Genomic DNA, 20,308 nt, shown 5'->3' with positions numbered 1-20,308 from the left:
ATGCCAGCATCCGACCTGAAAATCGAAACCCGGATCGGCATGAAGCGCAAGCCGCGACGCATCCTGTTGATTGTCTCCAACACGGCTGAGCTCAAGGGCTTTCCGGTCGGCTTCTTCGCCGAGGAAATGACCCGCGCCTTCCTGATGTTTACCGAAGCGGGGCACCAGGTCGATCTCGCCTCCCCGAAGGGTGGCGAGGTGATGTTCGACACCCATAGCGATCCGCGCACCCCCGCTGGCGCTTATGCCGACGATCTCATCAGCCTCGGTTTCGTCAATCATGCGAAGTTCGGCGCGATGTTGAAAAACACCTTGCCCATCAGCACTATCTCTCTGGACGATTATGACGCGGTCTGGGTCGCGGGTGGCGGCGGTCCGCTACTGACCTTCAGGGACGACACTGCGCTGCACGCGCTGATCGCGTCCTTCTATGAGAAAGGCAAGATCGTCACGCTGATCTGCCACGGCTCCTCGCTGTTGCTCTGGACCCGCCTGTCCGACGGCAAGCTGTTGGCCGACGGCAAGAAATGGACGGGCTTCACCGACGAGGAGGAAGAAGAGGTCAACAGCGCCTTCGGCATGACGCTGAACGACTACACTATCCAGAGCGAGGCCGCGGGTATCGATGGCACGAGCTTCCTCTGCCGCGATGCCAACGAGCCGTTCGCCATCCGCGACGGACGCCTCATCACCGGGCAGCAGCAGTACAGCAGCGGCATCGTGGCGGAACTCCTGATCGAAGCGCTTGACGAGTTTTGATCACGGCAGGCAATACCGATCCAAGTTTTCGTGAGCAGCGCCGATCGATACCTCCCATCCCGACCTGAACTTGCTAGCAGGTCGCATTCATCCACCCAATCTTACACAGGAGTAGAACATGCAATGCTAATTCATCATCGCCGGAATGCTCAACCTTATCTTCGCGGGCGAGGCGCTCGACAAGCGCATCCAGCTTGTCCTTCTGACGAGCGACCAGGACGAGGTCATAGCCCCGGCGGGCAAGGCGGTCGGCGTAGATTGATCTGATGCCGGTCGATGCGCCCGTAATGAGTGCTTCCAAAGTTCATTGCTTATGATCGTGTCCTTCGTTGAAACGATTGGCCATGATCTTATTGCAGTCGCGCGGTTACGCAAAAGACGTATTTGCCACCTTATAGGACGCGGGCCGCCTGTCTGTTGATGTCTACTTGTTTGGATTGGGAGGCCATCACCGTAGAACGCGAATACCTTACACGCCGGGGCATGCCGAAAGTGCTGGAGGACGCGCACCATCACGGTGTTCGTCGGCGGCACGCATACGTCGGCGCGCGTCAGGTGCTTTATCGATTACCTTGTTGAACACTCACGCCCGCTCGGTAAGGGAACGTCCGGTGTGTCTGGACAGATATAACCTTTTAAAGTCCAGAGTCTTGGGGATGAACGAACCGCCAGTCCCGGCACGGACGCTTTCTCGAAACGGGTCCGCCAATTATTGGGCCGGCCGTTCGATTTGGTTTAAGGCGAACCTTTTGCGCTCCATCCACGGGTTAGCGAAAAAGCGCGCCTTCCGGCACCGAGATTCAGATGGCGCAGATGGTGGCGGTAGTCGGATGATCGACGACGGTTCGTCGACCATCCGTATCTGCGCCTCACATGATCGACCGCACCACGCCTCCATCGACACGCAGTGCCGTGCCGCTCGTGGCCACCGCCTGCTGCGAGCAGATGTAGACGACCATGTTGGCGATTTCCTCTGTGGTCGAGAACCTGCCGAGGAAGGACGTGGACGGTTGTTGGCGAGAAAATCTCGCTCGACATCCTCGATGCTCTGGCTCGACTGCTGTGCGATGTTCTCGAGCACGTCCCCGAAACCTTCTGATCTTGTTCGGCCAGGAAGAGCGGCGTTGACGGTGACGCCAATCCCGCCAGAGAGTTCAGCGGCGCCGCGCGAGACAGCGAGTTGCGCGGCCTTGGTCATGCCGCAGTAGATCATCTCCTACGGCGGATACAGCGCGGATTCGCTGCTGATGAACACGATACGCCCCATCCTCGGCTGGGCATTCCGGGAAGGTAGTGCTTTGTAAGGCGCACGCCGCTCATGGCGTTGAGCTCGTACAGGAACAGCCAGTCCTGGTCTGCCAGATCGTCGAAAGATTTATGCGTTCGCGCTACACGGCTTTTGCGCTTGGAGACCTCGATTACATCGAGAAGACCATCACCGAACATGCCTCGCAATCGTTCAAACGTATCGACATAGAGCGGTCTTTGACCGATACGGAATGGCTTGGTCTTCAGGTGCGCGGAACGACCGATGGACAAGAAACCGATGATGTCGTTTGGCATTTAAATGTAAGAATGCGTCCGTTCCGGCTGGTGATGGGACCTAATCTCAGGTTATTTCGTCAAATGACGTGCCGGGCTATCTTGTTGAAATTGTTGGTGCTGGGATCTTACGATTAAATGCAAAAGGACGGCAGGCATGAGTTAAAACGTCACCTCGCTTCCAAGCAGTCTTGGCGATGGCCTCATACAACTCCCTTACTAAAAATGAAGCATCCATAAGGTCCTGGATCAGAGGTTCTGACAATGGCAAACGAGTTTTTCGCAGCGTCGTAAAACGCAAACCGTTCCAAAGCCTCTATGCACACGGGATGGCCCTCGGAACGATCGATGACCGCCTGCATGACCGCGAAAATCGGAACCTGGCCCTCGGGGTCGCCAACGACCTGCATGCGTTTTACCGGCGCGCTGATGAACGTGTCCAGGGGAAACAGCTTTAAGATTGCTTCTGCAGCGCGTTCCAGGCCGCACCCGGAAACATCGATCAGACGACCATATGTCGTTTGACGCGCGATGGTTTGAGCAGGATGGTTGATGTCACATAAAACCAACTGATCGCCATGCCCCATCAGCATCAGCGCGTGGATCAGTTCGGCGTTAATGATGGGGTCGATCCCTTTGAGCACTGCTTTCACCTCCCAGAAGCCGCATTCTTATTCTTCACGGACTATATTATTTTCGTAATGTCGGCAATTGCTATATGCCGTAGAAAGTGAAGGCGGGCCTTATGTATCGTGGAAAATGGGTGATTGGTGCTGCAAAATTTCAATAATTCAGTGCCGTTCGGGTTAAATGAAAAATTTTTCGAGAAGTCGCTGAAACCCTAGTTTACAAAAATAAGAGTATGTGTGAAGTTAATGGAACGGATGTGTCCTCCCAAGGATAGCACGATGATGGCGGATGCGGCGGCTGGCTGCATCCGCCTATTCACAGGGAGGCGCAAGTGACGCGAGGAGTGCGCGTCATCGTGGAGGAGAAAAGTTTTGGCATCGATGAATATCGTCAATGTCGGAAAAGCCTATGGAAGCCTGACGGTGATCCATGGCGTTTCCGTTGAAATACCCGACGGCGAATTCGTCGTTCTTGTGGGGCCGTCCGGCTGCGGAAAATCGACCCTGCTGCGCATGGTTGCGGGCCTTGAGCCGATAACGTTCGGCGACATCAGGATTGACGGAAAAGTAGTCAATGACCTGCCGCCAAAAGATCGCGATATCGCCATGGTGTTTCAGAGCTACGCGCTCTATCCGCACAAGACGGTGGCCGAGAATATGGGCTTTGCGCTGAAAATGCGCGGCGAGAACCGGTCGGATATCGACGTCCGCGTCCATAAAGCCGCAGAAATTCTTGATCTGACGCCTTATCTGGCCCGCTACCCCCGTCAGCTTTCCGGTGGCCAGCGCCAGCGTGTGGCGATGGGCCGTGCGATTGTTCGCGATCCAAAAGTCTTCCTGTTCGACGAGCCGCTCTCCAACCTCGATGCAAAGCTGCGCGTGCAGATGCGGGCCGAGATCAAGGAGTTGCAGCGTCGATTGGCGACGACGATGATCTATGTGACCCATGACCAGGTCGAGGCCATGACCATGGCGGACCGCATCGTCGTCTTGCGGGACGGGCGCGTGGAGCAGATCGGCTCGCCGCTGACGCTTTATGACAAGCCCGCCAACACCTTCGTTGCAAGCTTCATCGGCTCTCCGTCCATGAACCTCATCAAAGGTCATATTCGCAGCGACGTAGAACCATATTTCGAGACGGATGACGGCATTCGCTTGCCGCTATCACGTGCGCCTGCCGGTTCAGACGGTAAGCCTGCATTTTACGGTATTCGGCCGGAGCATTTCACGCTCGGCGGGACTGTGAGCGCCCATGTTACGGTGGTCGAGTCGACCGGGTCCGAAACGCAGGTTTTCGCAAAGCTCGGGCAGCAGAAGATTATCGGCGTGTTTCGCGACAGGGTCGAGGAACCTTCGGGCCAGGCAATCGCCATGACGCCGAACGCGAGCCTCGTCCATCTGTTCGATGGAGGAACCGGGTTGAGGCTCGACTGAGAGTTTTCGCCGGTTCTTCGCGGAGGAAGCGCTGGCAGCCACGAAACGTGGCGGTTTATCAACGGGAGGAGACCCAAATGAAAGTGAATGATTTCGAGAGAATGATGGCGATTGGCTTGAGCCGGCGCGCCATCTTGAAGACCGGCGCAAGCCTCGGAGCCGTCGCCGCCGCAGGCAGCGTTCTTGGTCCGTTTGGAGCAGTTTACGCGCAGGATGCATCCTTGCGCAGCCAGATATTGCAGGTGCCTGGCGTCGGCAAGGGCTCTCCTACCGATGCCGACTGGCAGAAGGTTGGCGAGATGTGCCTGGAGGCGACGAAGAAGAATGTCAAGCAGGGTGAGTTTGCCGGTGTCGAACTGTCCTTCATGGGCCTCAATAACCAGAACCTTCACAATGTCCTGTTTCGTGGCTTTCTGAAGCCGTGGGAAGAATATACCGGCGCGAAGATCACCTGGATCGATCTTGCGCAGGCGGACTACAATCCACGTCTACAACAGGCCATTGCCACCGGCACGGTCGATTTCGACATTCTGGAAATGGGCGCGCCGTTTGAGGGAGATGTCTGCGGCAAGGGGCTTGCTTCGGAAGTGCCGGACTGGGTCAAGGCCCAGATCGACATGGACGACTATGTCGACTACCTCAAGGCGCCAGTCGGCACCTGGGACGGCAAGACCTACCGCATCTCCGTCGACGGCGATTGCCACAACTTCAACTATCGCACTGATTACTTCGCCGACGCGGACCTCGCCAAAGCCTGGAAGGACGAGGGCCACGAAGGCGAGTGGGGCGTGCCGAAGACCTGGCAGAAGGTTCAGGAGGTCACCAAGTTTCTGAAGGGCAAGTCGATCGGCGGCATGGAAGCGGTCGGCTACCTCGATGCGCCGAAGGCCTGGGGTGGTTTCGGGTTCTACTTCCTCGGCAGTCGTGCGACGGCCTATGCCAAGCATCCGGATGACAAAGCGTGGCTCTTCGACGTCGACACGATGAAACCGCGCATCAACAACCCTGCCTGGGTCCGCGCAATTCAGGACGTTATCGATGCCTTGCCGTCGGAAGCGGGCGATCAGCTAAACGCCGATCCCGGCACGACAGCCTTCCAGCAGTTCCTAGCGGGAACCGGCTCCATGGTGTCGTGGTGGGGTGATGTGGGTGCCAGCGCGCGCACGAGTGACAGCTCGGTCGTCGGTGACACAATCGGTTTTGATATTCTTCCGGGCTCGGATGACGTTTACAACTCGAAGACCGGACAGTGGGACAAGCTCGCTAGCGGCCCGAACCATGCACCGAACATGGCCTATCTTGGCTGGGGCGTCTATGTGATGGCGCGAGTGGATAGCGACGAAAAAAGGAAGAAGGCGGCCTGGAGCGCAGCCGCTCACCTCGGCGGCAAGGATCTGGCATTGTGGACTGCCGCTTACCCCTCCGGGTTCCAGTGCTACCGCAAGAGCCAGTTCGACATCAAGGAATGGGTGTCGGCCGGTTACGACGAGGCGTTCATCTCGAGCTACCTTGCGTCGCAGTTGAACTCCTATAACCACCCAAATGCCGCGATCGAGCCACGCATCCCCGGCATCTTCCAGTACTACAGCGTAGCCGAAGACGAACTGGCAAAGATTTTTGCCGGTCAGGCAACGGCTCAGGCTGGGGCAGATGCCATCGCAGCTGCTTGGGAGAAGATCACGGACCAACTTGGCCGCGACAAGCAGATCGCACTCTACAAGGCTTCGCTCGGGGCTTGACTTTGAAAAGATCAGGCGGCGCTAGGGTGCCGCCTGATCGGCCGGAAAGACCAGGCACCGGCTTATTGAATGGTGAGCGGCCACTCACCCAGTCAAAGGTGAGAGACGGGGCCGTCCGCACTAGTCGCGCGCCTTATGCTTGCGCTGCATTCCTGAAATCGACCGGGTTGCGAAGTAATATAAGCCATCCGATATCCGCATCAGATCAAGGGTCCGCCCATGTTGCATACGATCCCGCAATCCCTCGGTCCCGTGGAACGGATGATCGTTCCGCCAGGCTCCGCACGGCGCGGGAAGCTGCTGCTGGTGGCCGCCACAGTGCTGCTTTTTGGCGTCCTTCTTGCGCAGATAACTGATGTGGCGGGTGTCACATCCTTTGGTTTCGTCAGCTGGCGGCCTCTGCTTTCTGGCTACATCATCTGGGCGGGTGCGCTTTGCGCAGCGCAGGTGATGATCCGAGGGGAAGCGGGTCAGCGTGCAGCCTTCGTGTTGCCTGCCGTTCTCTTTACCGTTGCCATGGTCGTCTTTCCTACCGTCTTCGGTCTCTATATCGCGTTTACCGACTGGAACCTGAGTGCGGTGGCAGGCCGTCGTTTCAACGGTCTCGATAACCTCCGCACGCTGTTTGCGGATCGCTATTTCTGGAATGCGCTGCTGAACATGGTCTATTATGTTCTGTCGGTGCTGGTGCAATATGCCATCGCCTTCGGGCTGGCTTTGCTGCTGAACGCCGAGATCAAGGCGCGCAAGTTCTTCCGTGTTGCTTTCCTGCTGCCTCTGATGCTCAGCCCCGTTGCCGTCAGCTGGATGATCGGCAAATCGCTGATGGAATATCGTTTCGGGCCGGCAGCGACGCTTGCGCGTCATCTGGGCTGGGATAATCCTGCGTTCTTTTCCACACCATGGCTGGCACGGTCTTCGATCATTGCTATGGATGCCTGGGTCTCCATTCCCTTCATGATGATCCTGCTGCTCGCAGGCCTTCAGGCCTTGCCTTCCGAAATCAAGGAGGCAGCGAAGGTTGATGGTGCCTCGGGATGGCAGAGTTTCAAGGAAATCACCTTTCCACTCATGCTGCCGGTCAGCATCACCGTCATCATTCTGCGCGTCATCTTTCAGCTGAAGCTGGCCGATATCGTCATCAACGTCACGGCCGGGGGGCCGGGCGGGGCAACCGATACCGTCTCCAGTTTCATCTTCCGCGAATATCGCGACCGCTCCAATGTCGGCTACGGCACCATGCTTGCGGAATTCTATCTCGTCATCATCATCATTTTCGTCGCGCTCATCCTCAAAGGGGCGAGCCGGTGGATGCAACGCGACAATTGAGGCTAAACCGATGGCAACACATGTTGAAACACCCACGACACGGTCAAGTCTCTGGTCCCGCCGTCCGCAGTTTCTGACCAGCAGCCTGCTGATTTATGCGGCTCTGGTGTTCTGGGCCTTCGTCTCACTGTTTCCGATTTACTGGACCATCACCACATCCTTCAAGACGGCGGTCAATGTCACACAGGGACACCTTATTCCCTTCGTTGACTTCACGCCGGATTGGAAAGGCTGGCGCTCACTGGGTCTCTCTCCCGATACAATCTTTGCACAATCGACGGTCCGTGATGAGTTCATCCGCCGCTTTCTCAACAGCATCGTTGCTTCGTCGGGCGCCTCGTTCCTTGCCGTCTTGATTGGTTCGCTGGCCGCCTATGGTCTCAGCCGGTTTTCCTATAAATTTCTCTGGATGAAGAACAAGGACATTTCCTTTTTCTTCCTATCGCAGCTCATCCTGCCGCCCGTCGTGTTGGCGATGCCGTTTCTGGTTCTCTACAAGCATGTCATGCTGCTCGACACACTGGTCGGCCTTATCCTCGTCTATACGCTGATGGTGTTGCCTATCGTCATTTGGATCATGCGCGATCAGTTTGACACGATCCCTGTAGAGTTGGAGCAAGCAGCACTGGTCGATGGATGCTCGATCTGGGGTGCGTTCCTGCGCATCGTTCTGCCCATCGCGCTGCCCGGCATGGTCGCGGCCTTTATCCTCTCGGTCATTCTCTGCTGGAACGAGTACTTCTTCGCAGCCCTTCTGACGAGTTCGAATGCCAAGACGCTGCCGGTCATGGTCGCGAGCCAAACGGGCTCACAGGGCATCAACTGGTGGTCGATGGCGGCTATTGCGACAGCAGCCATCATGCCTCTCGTTCTCGTCGGCATATTCTTGGAGCGTTACATTGTGAAGGGCCTCACCGAAGGCGCAGTAAAATGACGTCGGGCGTTTCCATCCTTGGTATTTTTGTTGCCGATACCGCCTATCTTGCTCCCCGCATGCCTGCTCTCGGGGAGACCATCACCGGGAGCGGCTTCTCGGTTGGACCGGGCGGGAAGGGTTCCAATCAGACCATCGCTGCGGCGCGGGCTGGCGCCGAGGTTTCTTTCATTTCGAAGATCGGTCGCGATACTTTTGGCGATCTGGCGCTGAAGACTTATGAACAAGCCGGCGTGAACGCCAAGTTGACAATCATGGACGACCAGCCGACGGGTGCCGCCTTCATCTACGTCAATGACAGCACCGGCGAGAATGCGATCATCGTTTACGCAGGGGCGGCAGGTACTATTGACATAAGCGACGTCGAAGCGGCACGCGACACGATTGGCCAGTCCGCCGTCTTCGTGACCCAGCTGGAACAGCCGGCCGAGGCTGCACGCCACGCGCTGGAAATCGCGCGCAATGCCAGGGTGACGACGATTTTCAATCCCGCACCGGCAGAATCCTTCCCGGCGGACATCTACGGCCTGTGTGACTTCATCATTCCCAACGAGACGGAGGCCGCAACGCTTGTCGGTTTTGCAATCGATACGCTTGATGATGCCGAACGTGCTGGCGATGTTCTCTTGTCTCGCGGTGTCGGCGTGGCCATCATCACGCTTGGAGGGCGGGGTGTGTTGTTTCATGCGCCGGGGCAATCCGTGCATGTGCCTGCCGTCTCCTGCGGTCCGGTCATCGATACTACTGGTGCCGGCGATGCTTTCGTAGGCGGTTTTGCGGCAGCGCTTTCACGTGGTGCAGGGCCGCTTCAGGCCGTACGATTCGGTTGTGCGACGGCCGGTATTGCCGTGACGCGGCGTGGCACGACCCCTGCAATGCCGATGCTTGTTGAAATCGAGGCGGTGATGGCTCGCTGACGCCACCGGATTTGGCTGCACAATTCGTAGCCTTTGTCACGCCTGAACCATGATTGCTGCCGGAATTCCGGCGGCTGATTTTTGCGCGACTTCTGGACGCGGAATAAACGTCGAAAAACGGCATCGCCAGAACGAATTGATGCGGTGCACAACACATATAGCTTTACAAAATAGTTTTAATTTGTGAAGTTGTCTCAACAGCGATCGAAGTGAGTAAGACCAGTGACCCAATTGAAATTCGCCACCCGACTGAATTCCTTCGCCTCGAAGCCTGCTGCCGAGTGGCCTGATCTTTCCGGCAAGCCGACCATGCTGCAAATGGCAAAGCGTGCAGCAAAGGTTGAAGGTTTGACGGATCTCGACCTCAATTATCCAGACCATGTGGCTGATGATCCGGCACTTCTTGCGCGCCAGATTGGCGATCTCGGCCTTGCGATCAATGGTTTTGCCATGCGCTATTATACAAATCCGGCTTTCAAGATCGGTGCGTTCACCAACCCTGATGCGGCTGTGCGACGCGAGGCGATTGATCTCACGAAGAAGGGCATTGACGCCGCGCGCGCCGCTGGCAGCAACCTGATGACGCTGTGGTTGGGCCAGGATGGTTTCGACTACGCTTTCCAGGCCGATTACCACACGCTGTGGCAACACGAGATTGACGGAATTCGTGAAGTTTGCGCGCATGATCCGGAGTGCCTCGTCAGCATCGAATACAAGCCGAACGAGCCGCGTTCATACAGCCTGATGCCCGATTGCGCGACCACGCTTCTGGCAATCAAGGATGTGGATATGCCCAACCTTGGCGTGACGCTGGATTTCGCCCATGTGCTCTACGCCGACGAGCAGCCCGCTTTCGCCGCTGCCCTGATTGCCCGTTACAGCCGCGTTCTCGGCGTCCACCTCAATGACGGTTACGCCAAGCGCGATGACGGCCTGATGGTTGGCGCTGTTCACACGCAGCAGACGATCGAACTTCTGCGCCAGATCCGTAAGGATGGGTATGATGGCGCGATCTATTTCGACACATTCCCTGACATGACGGGTCTCGACCCGGTTCACGAATGCGAAGTCAACATTCAGACCGTCAAGCGGATGCTGAAGGTGGTGGATCGTATCGAGCAGGACAATCGCTTGTCCGGTGCCGTTGAACGTCAGGATGCCGTTTCCGCGCAGGCCGTCATTCAGGAGCTGATGCTCGGCTGATCTGCGCGAGAAAAGTCCAAAAACCTCGTCACAACGCGCGCTGAAGGCGTGCTGACACATACCATCCGGGAGGAAACCGATGAAGACCTTGTTGAAGACGACACTTGCTGCCGGGCTTGCCGCCAGCTTCCTGTTCAGCGCGGCGTTTGCGCAGGAACTTGCGCCGCTTAATTCCGACACTGAAAAGGACCGCATGGACTGGTCGCAGCTTGAAGCAAAGCTTGGGCCGTTCCCGAAATTGCCTGAGAGTACGAAGGCAGGCGCGGTTTCCAAGACACTGACCAATGAATACTGGCGCTCCCTTGGCCTGGGATATGAGGCTTTCGGCAAGAAGGTCGGCGTTCCCGTGGCTTACCAGGCGGCTCAGAGCGAAGGCGATCAGCTCGGTCAGCTGACGATTGCCGAAGGCATGATCACGCAGGGCTATAATGTTCTGCTCGTCTCGCCACAGACGGATGCCAATCTTCAGCCGGTTATCGAGCAGGCCAAGGCCGCCAATGTTCCTGTCGTCAACGTCAATGATGCCGTCATTCCGCAGGCCAAGCATTATGTCGGTAACGTTCAACGCGATAATGGTGTGCGCGTTGCCAAGTGGTTTATCGAAAACCGTCCCCAGGGCGGCAAGGTTGCCATTGTCGAAGGACAGGCCGGCGTTTACGCAGCGGTTCAGCGCACGGATGGTTTCAAATCCACCATCACCCAGAACGACAAGTTCCAGGTCGTTGCCAGCGTTCCCGGCAACTGGGATCGGCAGACCTCTTATGATGCGGCCACCAACATCCTCAACCAGCATCCTGATCTGATTGGCTTTTACGCCAACAATGACGGCATGGCGCTGGGTATCGTCGAAGCGGTCAAGGCAGCTGGTCTTGCAGGCAAGGTCGCAGTGTTCGGCACGGATGGCATTTCCGATGCCTACGCGTCGATCAAGGCTGGTGAACTGACCGGCACGGTCGACAGCTTCCCGGTTCTGACCGGTGAAGTGGCGCTTGAAACGGCACTTCGCCTGGTCGCAGGTCAGAGGTTGCCGCGCGTGGTTGCAACCCCGCAGGCGCTGATCACAGCCGATAATCTCAGCCGCTATCAGGGCGAGGGCGTCGATGTACGCGCCGTGCTGATGGAAGATGCCAAGACTTCAAAGTAATCAATGCTCAGGGAGATGCCGACTTATCCTCGGCATCTCCCTCAGCCAAGAGGTGGAACGATGACGCCACGACTGAGATTCGAGTCGATTTCCAAGAGCTTTCCCGGCGTTAATGCGCTGACGGACGTTTCGTTTGACGTGGCTCCCGGCGAAATCCATGGACTTCTCGGCGAAAATGGTGCCGGCAAATCTACGCTTCTGCGGATCTTGTCCGGGGTTTATCGCCCCACATCGGGCACCGTCTTCGTGGACGGGGAGGCCGTCGCTTTCAGAAAGCCGATGGATGCGCGTGCCGCCGGTATCGCGATGATCCATCAGGAACTTCAGCAGGTGCCGCACTTGAGCGTCGCCCAGAACATGTTCTTGGGACACTCGCTGACGCATATGGGCGGCATGTTTGTCTCCCGTCGCGAGCAGGAAGCCCGCGCTGCCGAAGCGCTGTCCATGATTGACAAGACCATCGACCCGTCTGCTCCCATCTCGTCCCTGAAAGTCGCGCAGCGCCAAATCGTAGAAATCGGTCGCGCGCTTCTCGACAAGGCGAAGGTCATCGCCATGGACGAGCCGACATCGAGCCTGACGCCGAGCGAATTCGATCGTCTCGCCGAAGTCATCGCCAGCCTGTCCCAAAGTGGGGTTTCTATCATCTATGTGTCGCACAAGATGGATGAGGTTTTCCGCATCTGCCAACGCTCCAGCATCATGCGCGACGGTAAGTTGGTGGACATTGTCGACCTTGCCAGGGTTTCGGAAACCGATGTGATCGCCAAGATGGTCGGTCGCGAATTGATGCAGGAAGAGCATAATTCCTTCGTCACCGATACCGTCAAGCTTGAAGCAAAAAAACTGTCCTCGACCACCAGAATTCGCGATGTGTCCTTCACATTGCACAAGGGCGAAGTTCTTGGTATTGCCGGGCTTGTCGGCTCTGGTCGCACAGAACTGTTGCGACTGTTGGCGGGTGTCGATCGGCTGAGTGCTGGATCTATCAGCATTGATGGCAAAGAGCAGAGCTTCTCCAATCCACGCGATGCGATTGCCGCCGGTATTGGGCTAGTGCCGGAAGAGCGCAAGCGTGAGGGCATCATCCCCCTGCGCCCCGTTGCCATCAACATGGCGTTGGCGTCGCTCGGCAGCTTCTCGTCCGGTGGCATGATCAACAACTTCAAACTACGCGCCACCGCGCAGGATTTGTTGACACGCGTCAATCTGCGGCCCTTCCAGCTGGATCGCCCGATCCGCCTGTTCAGCGGCGGCAACCAGCAAAAGGCGATCATCGCACGCTGGCTGGCAGCCAAGTCGCAAATTCTGCTGTTCGATGAGCCCACTCGCGGCATTGATGTCGGGGCAAAGTCGGAAATCTATCACCTGATCGAAGACCTTGCCCGTGAGGGCCATTCCATCATTGTTGTTTCTTCCGAACTGCCGGAAGTCATTCGCCTTTCGGACCGTGTGCTGGTCATACGTGAAGGGCGGATTGCCGCGACTATTGAACGTGACCAACTGAGCGAAAGCGCGATTGTCGCGCATGCCATTCCAGGGGCGAATGCCGATGCGGACGACGCGCGCATTGCGCGACCCCGCGTGAACTTACAGGACAATCCATGACCAGCACTTCCAATGCACCCGCCACCTCCGCCCCGACCTTCCGCCGCTTCTCGTTTTCGCTGCGCGACGCGGGAACCCTGATCGGCCTTATCGTCATCATGGCAGTGTTTGCCGCACTGGTTCCGGGCTTCATTTCCGAGCGAAACCTCGTCAACATCCTGCAGCAGTCCAGCATCAATGCCTGCTTGGCGCTCGGCATGACGCTGGTCATCATCTCCGGCGGTATCGATCTGTCGGTCGGCCCGACGGCTGCCATCTCTGCGGTTGTCACAGCCAGCCTGCTTGTCGCTGGCACGCCCATTCCGCTCGCCATCCTCGCGGGTCTTGGCGTTGGCGTTCTCTGCGGCCTCATCAATGGCGGTCTGGTCGCCTATGTTGGTCTTCAACCCTTTATCGTGACACTCGGCACGCTCAGCACCTATCGCGCCATCGCTCTGATCTACACGGGAGGCAATCCCGTTCTTGGTATTCCTCCCGGCTTCCGCTCACTATTCAACGGTAATCTTTTCGGCATCCCAACGCCTGTTTTGATCGTCGCTGTCGTTGCTATTGCTGCATGGATCCTGCTCAAGAAGACGCCGATTGGCGAATATCTGATGGCTGTCGGTGGCAATGAAGAAGCCGCTTATGTCGCAGGCGTTCCGATCGCCCGCACCAAGATCACGGCCTATGTCATTTCCGGTGGTCTCGCTGCTCTCGCCTCGCTCATCCTCATTGGTCGCCTTGGTGCTGCCGAACCGATCCTGGGTAATCTCTGGGAGCTTGATGCCATCGCAGCAGCAGCCATCGGCGGTGCGTCCTTGATGGGCGGCAAGGGTAGCATTCTCGGTACCATTCTGGGTGCCATCATTCTGGGCGCAATGCGCAATGGTTTGACGTTGATGAATGTTCAGGCCTTCTATCAACTGCTCGCCACCGGTCTTATAATCCTCGTCGCAATGATGATTGATCGCGCGACAAGGGGAAGAGAATGAATTCCGAAAGCTTCGACACAAAGGCCGTCGGACCACGCATCCGCATGATGATGCCCCTGCTGACGCCACTCGAAGCGAAGGTTGTCGATACCGTGTTCGCCATGCGTGATTTCAGCGATGAGACATCGCTGAAACAGATTGCGGATGATGCGGGTGTTTCCGAAGCGATGGTGGTGAAGATCACCAAGAAGCTCGGCTTTGCCGGTTACAGAGATTTCCGCACCGCCGTCAACCAATATAACCGCCAGCCCACAGCGGACATGCATCAGGAACTGTCGGTGGACGACACATCGACGGAGATTGTCCAAAAAGTTTTCCGGACATCTATCAATGCTTTGGAGGAAACCCTCTCCATTCTCGATATGGTCGCGTTCGATAAGGCAGCGGACCTGATCCACGGCGCAAAACATCGGGATTTCTACGGTGTGGGTGGCTCCGCTCAAATCGCTCGGGATGTATCGCATAAGTTCCTTCGCATCGGCGTGCGCGCCAGCGTCTTTGACGATGTACATATGATGCTGATGTCGGCAGCCCTGTTGTCCGAAGGCGATATCGCTATCGGCTTTTCCCATTCTGGCAACACGACGGCCATCATCGAGGGGCTTCAACTGGCCAAACGTAATGGCGCACAGACGATTGCTGTGACCAACTACAACTCATCTGCCTTGGCACAAGCCGCCGATGTAGTTCTCTGTTCCACGGCACAGGGTTCGCCCCTCATGGGGGAAAATGCCGCAGCCCGCATCGCACAATTGAATATTCTCGACGCCGTCTTCATGGCAGTCGCGCAGCGCGACTATCAATCGGCGGAACGAAATCTTGACCGGACCATGTCTGCGGTCAAATCCAAACGGAAAGATAAGCCTTCATGACATCCTCGCCTCTCGTCACCGTTTTCGGCAGTCTGCATTATGATATCGCCGTCATGGGGCCATCGCGGCCACGCAAGGGCGAGACGGTCACCGGTACCTCATGGCATCCCAAAAGCGGCGGCAAGGGCGGCAATCAAGCGGTCTCAGCAGCACGCACCGGCGTGGCGACGTCGATGATCGGTGCCGTGGCCGATGATGATTTCGGGCGTTTCCTGCTTGCCAATCTGGAGCGCAGAGGCGTCGATCACAGCTTCGTTCGCCGCGACTCATCCCAATCCACCGGCATGAGCGTTGCCATCTTCGATGATGAGGGAGATTACGGTGCCGTTATCGTCTCCGGCAGCAATCTCACCCTTGGTGAAGCCGATGTGAGCGCCGCACAGAAAATACTGGCCAAGACAGCGCTTCTTGTCCTCCAAAACGAGATTCCCGATGCTGCTAACGTCGCCGCCGCACAAGCCGTAAAACGGGCAGGCGGCCGCGTTCTCATCAACGCGGCTCCGGCCAGAGCTCTGTCAAACGATCTCCAACCGCTCATCGATATCCTCGTCGTCAACGCCATCGAAGCTGAAATGCTCGCCGGGGTTTCGGTCGTTGAGACACTCGAAGGCGCTTTGGAAGCGGCGCGCATTCTTGCGAGTGTCTACCCTGCAGCTGTTGTGACTGCGGGTGGTGCAGGCGTAGCGTTTGCAAATGCTGGGGGAGGCGAGCTTGCGATCGAAGGTGTCAGAGTCCAAGTGGAAAGCACCCATGGAGCAGGAGACGAGTTTATTGGGGTTCTTGCAGCAGAGATCGCATCTGGTGATGTGATGGAGAACGCACTTAACAAAGCCAACAACGCCGCTGCGCGGTTGGTGGCCACCCCGGAGGCTGATCGCTTCTAATGATATGAGCCACTTTGCTTCACATCACGGATCGAGAGATAGTGGTGTGCGACGAATCGAGCCGAGTTCCAATACCAGGGATGTTCGACTGGATCTCGCAATGGCTGCGGAAACGCTCCGCAGCCGTCCCAACTCAACTAGTCGTGAAAATTGACACTGCGTGTGAGCTTGGCGATCGAGGCGAGTGTTTCTTCTCCAGTCGCGCGGTCGCGCCGCCAATATTGCAGCCAACGATCACATCGCGCGCTCCGCCGCGGATTGTTTGCGATACAGCATCGATCGTTTCGGACGGCGGGCCTGTCTGGCCGAGCCGTGGTCGATCGACCGGATCGCGAGCGAAGCGCGTGTGAGCGTTCAAACCATCCAGCGGCATGTGCGCGACGCGACCGGAATGGCTCCCGGTGGTTGGCTTCAGGGGGAGCGTGTGGTGCAGGCACGGGAGCTTCTGGAGGAGACCTGCCAGTCTCCTGGAACCGATAAATAGCATCTCACGCAGCGCTGCCAGATGTTCTTGATCGTTGCGCTCGGCGGGATCGGGCCAGATCAAGGATGTCGCGTCCTTCTGGCGGTCGCCGGAGCGCACTGGCCTTCGAAAGAGTCGAACACTCAGCCTGTGCATTCTCGATGGCACTGAGGTTCTATAAATGTCAGGAACCGTGTGATTGCCGTCGATATGCGTGAGGCTTACGAGCTGAATATGATCGAGTGCGACCTTCTCAAACGTTCAAATCCGGAACCGTGGAAGTCTCCAGCCGATGGCTTGGTCTGTCACCTTATAAATTTCTCAGATTGAGCCTTGCAATCAATGGCAGCAGCTGGTCGCATGCGTGCTGACGATGCCGACGCGCCGCACGGCTCGCCGCCTCCGCTTCCCCTTTTTCTATGCTGCTGATGATTGCAAAATGTTCGTCAGAGGATGCCGATGGCAGCGGCCGGAGGTTAAGGGTGAACATGCGCGCTCGATGGAGCTGATCGGCAATTGTTCCGGCCATCCGCATCAATCGACGGTTACCGCACATGGCCACCAACGTTTCATGAAACTGCTCGTCGGCCTGCGCCCATGCCTTAAGGTCTCCACCTGCCAGCGCAGTCTTCATCGCCAGCGTTGCCTGGCGCAATATTTCAATCACTGGCTCTCGCTGTTCGATAGGAAAACTGGAGATACGTGCCGCGGCAGCACCTTCAAGAGCAATCGTCACCTCGTAGATGTCCTCGATATCGGCTGCCGACAGAGCCAGGATGATGATGCCCTTCTTCGGCAGGATGCGCACGAGTCCGTCTTCCTGGAGGCGCGCCATCGCCTCATGCACGGGCGTGCGGCTCATCCCGAGCTGGCGCGCAATCTCCACTTCCGCGGCCTGATAGCCAGGCGGAAAAAGGTTGGAGCGGATTGCTTCGCGGATTGCCTGGTAAGCCGATGTCACACGGCCAGCCCCCGAAACTTCGCTGATCTGTGTATCCTGATCGACCGATACAGGACCAAGGAGTTCATTGGATCGGATCATGGCATGCCTCATGCTTCTGCGTCTTTCGATCTACGCGATTTGTCGTTGACAAACAGCTACGCATCTATAAATTCTTACTTGCATGCAAGATAGCATGGAAGTCGCTCAGTGTGGAGGCATTGGGTTTTGTTCTCGAGGAGGAGACGATGAAGCCAATCCATATAGCGTTGGTGGCAATGCTGCTGTCCACTGCAGCCGTTGCTGTGCAAGCGCAAACAAGCTTTCCCGACAGGCCACTCACCATCATGGTTCCCGCCGCAGCAGGGGGACCAAGTGACACGGTTGCCCGCCTGATCGCGCAATCAATGTCAAAGACGCTCGGACAGCAGGTGCTGATCGAAAACATGGGGGGTGCAGGAGGCTCGCTGGGCGCTGCAACGGTCGCTCAGGCCGATCCAGACGGTTACCATCTGCTCCTTTACCACATTGGGGTCGCCACCTTCGCTGCCCTCTATCCAAATCTCACCTACAAACCGATCGAAGACTTCTCGAGCATTGGGCTGATTACGGAAGTTCCCATGACCGTTGTCGGACGCAAGGATTTGGAACCGAAGACCTTCGCTGATCTTCTGGTCTACCTGAAGCAGAACGGTCCGGCTGTGACCTTCGGCACGGCAGGCACGGGCGCGGTTTCGCATTTGTGCGGCATGCTGATCCAGGATGCGACGAAATCGAAGATGACACTGGTCCCATACAAGGGCATGGGGCCGGCCATGACCGACCTGATCGGCGGCCGCATCGATCTGGCCTGCGACCAGACCACGAATACGGTCACGCAAATCAAAGCCGAGGAAGTAAAGCCCTACGCGGTGACGACCAAGGCGCGCATCGCCGTTCTGCCGGATGTCCCGACTGTGGACGAGAGCGGCGTCAAAGGCTTTGAGCTGAGCGCCTGGCATGCACTCTGGGCACCGAAGGGCACACCAGACGATGTGCGCGCCAAACTCTCGGACGCCTTGAAAGTGGCCTTGAAAGACAAGACCGTCATCGAGCGCATGGCGGGCCTCGGCACCACACCGGTTTCCGAAGATCAGGCGACGCCGCTTGCTCTCGATCAGAAATTCAAGGCGGAGGTCGAGCGCTTGACCACATTGATCGCGACTTCAAACATCAAGTGATCCGGTCACAGCAGGGCAGGTAAAAAGTTCGATCTTCTACTCGCCGGCAATCTCCGGCGAGTATCCACCTGACACGCTTAACTGCGATGTTCAGCAATGACACTCCAATCATCGAGTTTCTCATGCGCTCTTATAAGATTGCCGCCATTCCCGCCGACGGTATCGGCCCCGAAGTGATTGCCGCAGGGTTGCAAGTCCTTGAGGCTCTTTGCAAGCGCAGCGGTGACTTTACCATCGACACCACAACGTTCGACTGGGGATCCGATTACTATAAGAAACATGGCGTAATGATGCCGGCGGACGGGCTCGAGACATTGAAGCCGTTCGATGCGATCTTTTTCGGGGCTGTCGGAGCGCCGGATGTTCCGGACCATATTACGCTATGGGGCCTGCGCCTGCCCATCTGCCAGGGCTTCGATCAATATGCGAATGTGCGCCCGACGAAGATCCTGCCGGGCATTACCCCGCCGTTGCGCAACTGCGGCCCCGGCGATCTCGACTGGGTGATCGTGCGGGAAAACTCCGAAGGCGAGTATTCCGGCCATGGCGGACGCGCTCATAAGGGACTTCCGGAGGAGGTGGGCACGGAAGTCGCCATCTTCACTCGGGTCGGCGTCACCCGCATCATGCGCTATGCCTTCAAGCTGGCGCAGGCGCGCCCTCGGAAATTCCTGACCGTCGTCACCAAGTCCAACGCCCAGCGGCATGGTATGGTGATGTGGGACGAGATCGCCGCGGAAGTGGCGCTGGAATTCCCGGATGTGACCTGGGACAAAATGCTGGTTGATGCGATGACGGTGCGTATGACGCTCAATCCGAAGAGTCTCGACACCATTGTCGCCACAAATCTACACGCCGATATCCTGTCCGATCTCGCGGGCGCGCTGGCCGGCAGCCTGGGGGTTGCGCCCACCGCCAATATCGATCCGGAACGCCGCTACCCGTCAATGTTCGAGCCGATCCACGGCTCCGCGTTCGATATCACCGGCAAGGGCATTGCCAATCCGGTGGCCACCTTCTGGACGGCCGCACAGATGCTGGATCATCTGGGTGAACACGAGGCTGCCGCCCGCCTGATGCAAGCGGTGGAGCGTGTCACCGAAGCCGGTATTCTGACGCCGGATGTCGGCGGCACCGCCAAGACGGTGGACGTGACCCGGGCTGTTTGCGAGGCGATTGCCGGCGCCAACATTCTGTAATAACGGCACGGTTCGCGGGTGAGGGCGGACTGGGCTTGGAGGAGACCTGATGGACACGACCGAGAAACGCAGCCGCCACGATGTCATCGCCGGCGGGATCTTCATTGTTATTGCCATTTTTTTTGCGGCGGAAGGATCCCGCTACGAGCTCGGCACCGGCCTGCAGATGGGCCCGGGTTTTTTCCCCGTCGTACTTGCAGCCTTGCTCGCAGTCTTCGGTATTTTCGTCGTGGTTGGCGGCTTTCGCAAGCCGCCCGAAGCATCCGCTGCCACGCCTCCATGGCGTGCGATCATTCTGATCTGCCTGTCTCTCGTGCTATTCGCGGCGGGGGCGCGAACCATAGGTCTCGTGCCCCTGGTTTTTCTCTGCACAGTCCTTACAGCGCTTGCCTCTCCAAAAAACTCGCCTCTATCTGCCTGCGTTATGGGCCTGGTCATGACGACGCTCTGTTACGTCGTGTTCAAAGTCGGGCTGGCAGTGTCCCTGCCGGCATTTGGCCCACTGTTCGGATTGTGAG

20 protein-coding genes and 1 pseudogene are annotated in these 20,308 nt (G+C 57.6%); 17 read left to right on the top strand and 4 right to left on the bottom strand.

Features of this window, described 5'->3' with window-relative positions:
• A complete protein-coding gene (locus EPK99_RS22705; protein ID WP_128445386.1) occupies positions 1-759 on the top strand; it encodes a type 1 glutamine amidotransferase domain-containing protein in 759 nt (252 codons plus the stop codon).
• A gap of 160 nt (positions 760-919) precedes the next feature.
• Here the strand turns inward: EPK99_RS22705 and EPK99_RS22700 are convergent.
• Positions 920-1,060, bottom strand: a pseudogene (locus EPK99_RS22700) (SDR family NAD(P)-dependent oxidoreductase); the annotation flags it as partial.
• A 568-nt stretch (positions 1,061-1,628) separates the two neighbouring features.
• Positions 1,629-1,727, bottom strand: coding sequence for a hypothetical protein (locus tag EPK99_RS25800; RefSeq protein ID WP_245582553.1), 99 nt, complete (start codon positions 1,725-1,727; stop codon positions 1,629-1,631).
• Between the two features lie 409 nt (positions 1,728-2,136).
• On the opposite strand from EPK99_RS25800, the gene EPK99_RS25515 reads away from it, so the two are divergent.
• On the top strand, positions 2,137-2,439 hold the full coding sequence (locus tag EPK99_RS25515) for a YchJ family metal-binding protein (protein ID WP_205909125.1): 303 nt from the start codon (positions 2,137-2,139) through the stop codon (positions 2,437-2,439).
• 65 nt (positions 2,440-2,504) lie between these two features.
• Here the strand turns inward: EPK99_RS25515 and EPK99_RS22690 are convergent, their stop codons facing one another.
• Positions 2,505-2,945 carry an RbsD/FucU family protein gene (locus EPK99_RS22690; RefSeq protein WP_128445385.1) on the bottom strand — a complete coding sequence of 147 codons (441 nt, stop codon included), beginning with the start codon at positions 2,943-2,945 and terminating at the stop codon, positions 2,505-2,507.
• Between the two features lie 357 nt (positions 2,946-3,302).
• On the opposite strand from EPK99_RS22690, the gene EPK99_RS22685 reads away from it, so the two are divergent.
• The 12 genes from EPK99_RS22685 (at position 3,303) to EPK99_RS22630 (ending at position 16,452) form a co-directional block, all read left to right on the top strand.
• Positions 3,303-4,364 carry an ABC transporter ATP-binding protein gene (locus EPK99_RS22685; protein ID WP_128445384.1) on the top strand — a complete coding sequence of 354 codons (1,062 nt, stop codon included), beginning with the start codon at positions 3,303-3,305 and terminating at the stop codon, positions 4,362-4,364.
• 77 nt (positions 4,365-4,441) lie between these two features.
• Positions 4,442-6,103 (top strand): ABC transporter substrate-binding protein, encoded by a 1,662-nt coding sequence (locus EPK99_RS22680; protein WP_128445383.1) that lies wholly within the window; start codon positions 4,442-4,444, stop codon positions 6,101-6,103.
• 219 nt (positions 6,104-6,322) lie between these two features.
• Positions 6,323-7,432 (top strand): carbohydrate ABC transporter permease, encoded by a 1,110-nt coding sequence (locus tag EPK99_RS22675; protein ID WP_128445382.1) that lies wholly within the window; start codon positions 6,323-6,325, stop codon positions 7,430-7,432.
• 10 nt (positions 7,433-7,442) lie between these two features.
• Positions 7,443-8,366 carry a carbohydrate ABC transporter permease gene (locus EPK99_RS22670; protein WP_128445381.1) on the top strand — a complete coding sequence of 308 codons (924 nt, stop codon included), beginning with the start codon at positions 7,443-7,445 and terminating at the stop codon, positions 8,364-8,366.
• A complete protein-coding gene (gene rbsK / locus EPK99_RS22665) occupies positions 8,363-9,283 on the top strand; it encodes a ribokinase (RefSeq protein WP_128445380.1) in 921 nt (306 codons plus the stop codon). The genes EPK99_RS22670 and rbsK overlap by 4 nt, the downstream gene beginning before the upstream one ends.
• Positions 9,284-9,514: 231 nt before the next feature.
• On the top strand, positions 9,515-10,486 hold the full coding sequence (locus EPK99_RS22660) for a sugar phosphate isomerase/epimerase family protein (RefSeq protein ID WP_164901874.1): 972 nt from the start codon (positions 9,515-9,517) through the stop codon (positions 10,484-10,486).
• 79 nt (positions 10,487-10,565) lie between these two features.
• A complete protein-coding gene (locus EPK99_RS22655; protein ID WP_128445378.1) occupies positions 10,566-11,630 on the top strand; it encodes a sugar ABC transporter substrate-binding protein in 1,065 nt (354 codons plus the stop codon).
• Positions 11,631-11,690: 60 nt separating this feature from the next.
• Complete coding sequence (locus EPK99_RS22650) at positions 11,691-13,238, top strand: sugar ABC transporter ATP-binding protein (RefSeq protein WP_128445377.1); 1,548 nt, start codon at positions 11,691-11,693, stop codon at positions 13,236-13,238.
• Positions 13,235-14,212 carry an ABC transporter permease gene (locus tag EPK99_RS22645; protein ID WP_128445376.1) on the top strand — a complete coding sequence of 326 codons (978 nt, stop codon included), beginning with the start codon at positions 13,235-13,237 and terminating at the stop codon, positions 14,210-14,212. Before EPK99_RS22650 ends, EPK99_RS22645 begins: the two co-directional genes overlap by 4 nt.
• Positions 14,209-15,084 (top strand): MurR/RpiR family transcriptional regulator, encoded by an 876-nt coding sequence (locus tag EPK99_RS22640; protein ID WP_128445375.1) that lies wholly within the window; start codon positions 14,209-14,211, stop codon positions 15,082-15,084. Before EPK99_RS22645 ends, EPK99_RS22640 begins: the two co-directional genes overlap by 4 nt.
• A complete protein-coding gene (locus EPK99_RS22635; protein WP_128445374.1) occupies positions 15,081-15,968 on the top strand; it encodes a ribokinase in 888 nt (295 codons plus the stop codon). The genes EPK99_RS22640 and EPK99_RS22635 overlap by 4 nt, the downstream gene beginning before the upstream one ends.
• A gap of 184 nt (positions 15,969-16,152) precedes the next feature.
• Positions 16,153-16,452 (top strand): hypothetical protein, encoded by a 300-nt coding sequence (locus tag EPK99_RS22630; RefSeq protein ID WP_128445373.1) that lies wholly within the window; start codon positions 16,153-16,155, stop codon positions 16,450-16,452.
• A gap of 289 nt (positions 16,453-16,741) precedes the next feature.
• Here the strand turns inward: EPK99_RS22630 and EPK99_RS22625 are convergent, their stop codons facing one another.
• Positions 16,742-17,392: a GntR family transcriptional regulator gene (locus EPK99_RS22625; protein ID WP_425374238.1), complete on the bottom strand. Its 651-nt coding sequence runs from the start codon at positions 17,390-17,392 to the stop codon at positions 16,742-16,744.
• A gap of 257 nt (positions 17,393-17,649) precedes the next feature.
• On the opposite strand from EPK99_RS22625, the gene EPK99_RS22620 reads away from it, so the two are divergent.
• From EPK99_RS22620 to EPK99_RS22610, 3 genes are all read left to right on the top strand, one after another.
• Positions 17,650-18,591, top strand: a complete 942-nt coding sequence (locus EPK99_RS22620; RefSeq protein WP_425374237.1) for a tripartite tricarboxylate transporter substrate-binding protein — start codon at positions 17,650-17,652, stop codon at positions 18,589-18,591.
• 122 nt (positions 18,592-18,713) lie between these two features.
• On the top strand, positions 18,714-19,790 hold the full coding sequence (locus EPK99_RS22615) for a tartrate dehydrogenase (RefSeq protein WP_128445370.1): 1,077 nt from the start codon (positions 18,714-18,716) through the stop codon (positions 19,788-19,790).
• A gap of 49 nt (positions 19,791-19,839) precedes the next feature.
• Entirely contained in the window at positions 19,840-20,307 is a 468-nt protein-coding gene (locus tag EPK99_RS22610) for a tripartite tricarboxylate transporter TctB family protein (protein WP_128445369.1), read from the top strand.
• Position 20,308 lies beyond the last annotated feature (1 nt).

Source organism: Neorhizobium lilium, assembly GCF_004053875.1.
Classification (GTDB): Bacteria; Pseudomonadota; Alphaproteobacteria; order Rhizobiales; family Rhizobiaceae; genus Neorhizobium; species Neorhizobium lilii.
This window is presented reverse-complemented; position numbering and strand designations above follow the sequence as displayed.